This is a genomic window from Mesorhizobium sp. M7A.F.Ca.CA.002.15.2.1, assembly GCF_003998715.1.
Classification (GTDB): domain Bacteria; phylum Pseudomonadota; class Alphaproteobacteria; order Rhizobiales; family Rhizobiaceae; genus Mesorhizobium; species Mesorhizobium ciceri.
The window spans coordinates 1-3,011 of the sequence record NZ_RZPI01000666.1 but is presented as its reverse complement, the minus strand read 5'-3'; the positions used below and the strand labels follow the sequence as shown (position 1 = coordinate 3,011).

4 protein-coding genes and 1 pseudogene are annotated in these 3,011 nt (G+C 61.8%); all 5 read right to left on the bottom strand.

The window, feature by feature from the left end; genetic code table 11:
- Positions 1–76 precede the first annotated feature (76 nt).
- Positions 77–1,138, bottom strand: a complete 1,062-nt coding sequence (locus tag ENZ74_RS27205) for a glycosyltransferase family 4 protein (protein WP_013530898.1) — start codon at positions 1,136–1,138, stop codon at positions 77–79.
- A 114-nt stretch (positions 1,139–1,252) separates the two neighbouring features.
- A complete protein-coding gene (locus ENZ74_RS27200) occupies positions 1,253–1,630 on the bottom strand; it encodes a DoxX family protein (RefSeq protein WP_013530897.1) in 378 nt (125 codons plus the stop codon).
- 72 nt (positions 1,631–1,702) lie between these two features.
- Entirely contained in the window at positions 1,703–2,161 is a 459-nt protein-coding gene (locus ENZ74_RS27195; RefSeq protein WP_024501510.1) for a carboxymuconolactone decarboxylase family protein, read from the bottom strand.
- A 43-nt stretch (positions 2,162–2,204) separates the two neighbouring features.
- Entirely contained in the window at positions 2,205–2,708 is a 504-nt protein-coding gene (locus tag ENZ74_RS27190) for an Rrf2 family transcriptional regulator (RefSeq protein ID WP_013530895.1), read from the bottom strand.
- Between the two features lie 108 nt (positions 2,709–2,816).
- A pseudogene (locus tag ENZ74_RS27185) lies at positions 2,817–3,011 on the bottom strand (hypothetical protein); the annotation flags it as partial.

Genomic DNA, 3,011 nt, shown 5'->3' with positions numbered 1-3,011 from the left:
AGCTGGCGCTCATCGAGTTGGGCCATTCGTCAAAGATCCCTGTTGTTTCGTTGCCGTGGCTCGAGCACGTCGCTGCTCAAGACGCCTTCGCCGTGCTCGGGACGCCGATCAGGCCCGCATAGGCGGCCAGATAGTCGCCGGCCATTCTTCGGGCGGAGAACCGCTTTTCGAAAACGGCCCTCACCTTTCGCCTGTCGAGTTGCAGCAAGTCCGGCACCGCAGCGACCGCGCTATCCATTGTGTCAGCGATAAAACCGGTGACGCCTTGATCGATGATCTCCGGCAGCGCACCGCAACTCCAGCCGATGACCGGTGTGCCGCAGGCCATTGCCTCGATAGCGGCAAGGCCGAACGGCTCCGGCCAGTCGATCGGGAACAGCAGGCCTGCCGCCTTGCCGAGAAATTCCGCCTTCTGGTTTTCCTCGATCTCACCGACATAGACAACGCGATCGCCATCGATCAAAGGCTCGACCACCTCACGGAAATAGGCGCGATCGTCGTCGCCGATCTTTGCCGCGAGCTTGAGCTTGAGCCCCGAACGCAAGGCGATCTCGATGGCGCGATCCGGGCGCTTGTCGCGTGAGAACCGGCCGAGGAAGGCAAGGTAGGGTTCTTCGGCGGCCGTCTCGAACGTCGGCTCGTAGAGAGCAGTCGGCAATCCGTGATGGATCGTCGCCAACCAGTTGGCGTTGGCAAGGCCCGCCTTCTGGCTGTGCGAAATGGAAATCAGGGGAAAGCGCGGGAACCGTTCATAGGCCGGCGCCAGGTCGACATAATCCAGCCTGCCATGCGGCGTCGTCACCGTCCGCTCCGCAATATCCTCAAAGAAGGAAAAATGCAGGAAGTGGCTGAGGTGGAAGTGGATGACGTCGAACTCCGACGCCCGTTCCCTCACCTGCGCAAGCATCGAAAGATGCGCCGCGATCTCGGATTTGAGCGGACGCGGATCGAGGCGCAACGCGCGTTCCCGGCTGGGTACCAGCTTCGCGGAGGTCTGGCTGTCGCCACTGGCAAACAGCGTCACCTCATGACCCAGATCGACCAGCGCTTCGGTCAGATACGAGACGATGCGCTCGGTGCCGCCATAGAGCCTTGGCGGCACCGATTCATAAAGCGGCGCGACATGGGCGATTTTCATATTTCATCCTGGATGCTGGGCATGCAGGTGTGAAATGCGTCAACGGCTCGATTGGTTCCGATTTTATGGTCGAGCCGTCGGCACCAGAGGCCGCAGTCGGCATGGAACTGTGCGTCAAACGGATTGCGCGATCAGGGTCAGAAAGCCACCGCTCAGGGCAACATTCCCGACGAAGCCATTGATGCGGGACGCACGGTCCGGACCCTGATGGTCCCAGAAATTGTGGAACATCGGCGTGGCGACGATGAGGAACAGCAGCAGCACCGTGGCCGCGAGTGCCGTCCACAATCCTGCGATGACCAGCACACCGGCGGCGACCTGAAGCACGATACCAGTCCACAGTGCCAACCGCGCCTGCGGCACACCGCGCGCGGCCATCAGCTGGGTCAGGAAGGCCGCGTTCTGGATGTTGCGCAGGCCGGCGAAAACGAAGGCGCCGCCGAGCAGCAGGCGAGCGAGAAACAACAAGGTCGAAGGCAAATCCGCAGGCATCAAACTCTCCCCTTTAAAGGTTTAAGGCAGTGGGAGCGCGCTCTCCACGGCGCTCCCAACATGATTGGACAATCAGGCAGCCTTGGCCGCCGGCATCGGATGTATGGCTTGGAACGGGATGCACAGCCGGTTCCAGGTGTTGATCATGCCGAGCGCAACGGACAGCTTGACCAGCTCCTCTTCTGAGAAATGCTCCAGCGTACGTGCATAAAGTTCGTCCGGCACGCCGTTGTTGGCGATCAGGGTGACGGCTTCGGTCCAGGCCAAAGCCGCGCGTTCACGCTCCGAGAACAGCGGCGATTCCTTCCAGGCTGAAACCAGATAGAGCCGCTGCTCGGTCTCGCCGTCGCGCCTGGCCTCGCGGCTGTGCATCTCGACGCAGAACGAGCAGCCATTGATCTGCGAAGCCCTGAGCTTGATCAGGTGCAGCAGGCTCACCTCGAGCCCGCATTCGTCCACCGCCTTGTTGAGCGCCGACACCGCCTTCATGATCTCCGGCGCCTTGGCGAAAAATTGCAGCCTCTGTTTCATCGTCTCGTCCTTTCACGTCTGCTTGGGTTTTGAGGTTTTGGAGTTAACTGGATTTCTGCGGCCGCTGGTGGCGCTCGACAAAGGCGCAGCTCGCAGCAAGCGACCTGGGATCGCCTTCTGCCGCGTAGGTGGCCACGATATCGGACAGCTTGGTCTCGGCGAGCGCGGCGCGATAGGCGCGTTCGGCCTTCAGCATCGCGGCGTTGATGCCGCAGGGTTTCACATAGGCCGACGCATCGAGCTTCACCGGACCGCGCTGGCGGATCTCGCCGCAGCGGAAGGCCGGCTCGCGGCCCTCGACGGCCAGCACGATGTCGAGCAGCGTGATGCGCTCGGCTGGCCGCGCCAGCCGATAGCCACCGGCAGGCCCGGGCACCGATTCCAGGACGCGCGCCGCGCTCAGCATGTTGAGATGCTTGAGCAGATAGCTCGGCGAAAGGCCAAAGGCCTCGGCGAGAGCGGCGCCCGGCATGGTGCTATTGCCTTCCACACTGGCCAGCGTGGCGGCGCAATGGATGGCTGCTTCAACACCCTCGCCCAGCTTCATCGAACAGGTTCCTTATTCATGGATACATACTATCGTGGATAATTCATATCTGCAATAGGAAAATGAAAAACGGCGCTCGAAAGCGCCGTTTTTCTCTTGGGGGAGTTCCTACTCCGCAGCCACCTTGGCCATCGGGTTGTTCGGGTGCGTGGTCCAGTTGGCGTAGACCGGCGATACCGGCCTGCCGGTGCGCTGGTCCATCACACCGGCTGCCAGCGGCTCCATGGTAATGCAGTTCTCGACCGGGCAGACATTGACGCAGAGATTGCAGCCGACCATCGACGGCAAGGGCTCGCATGGCGG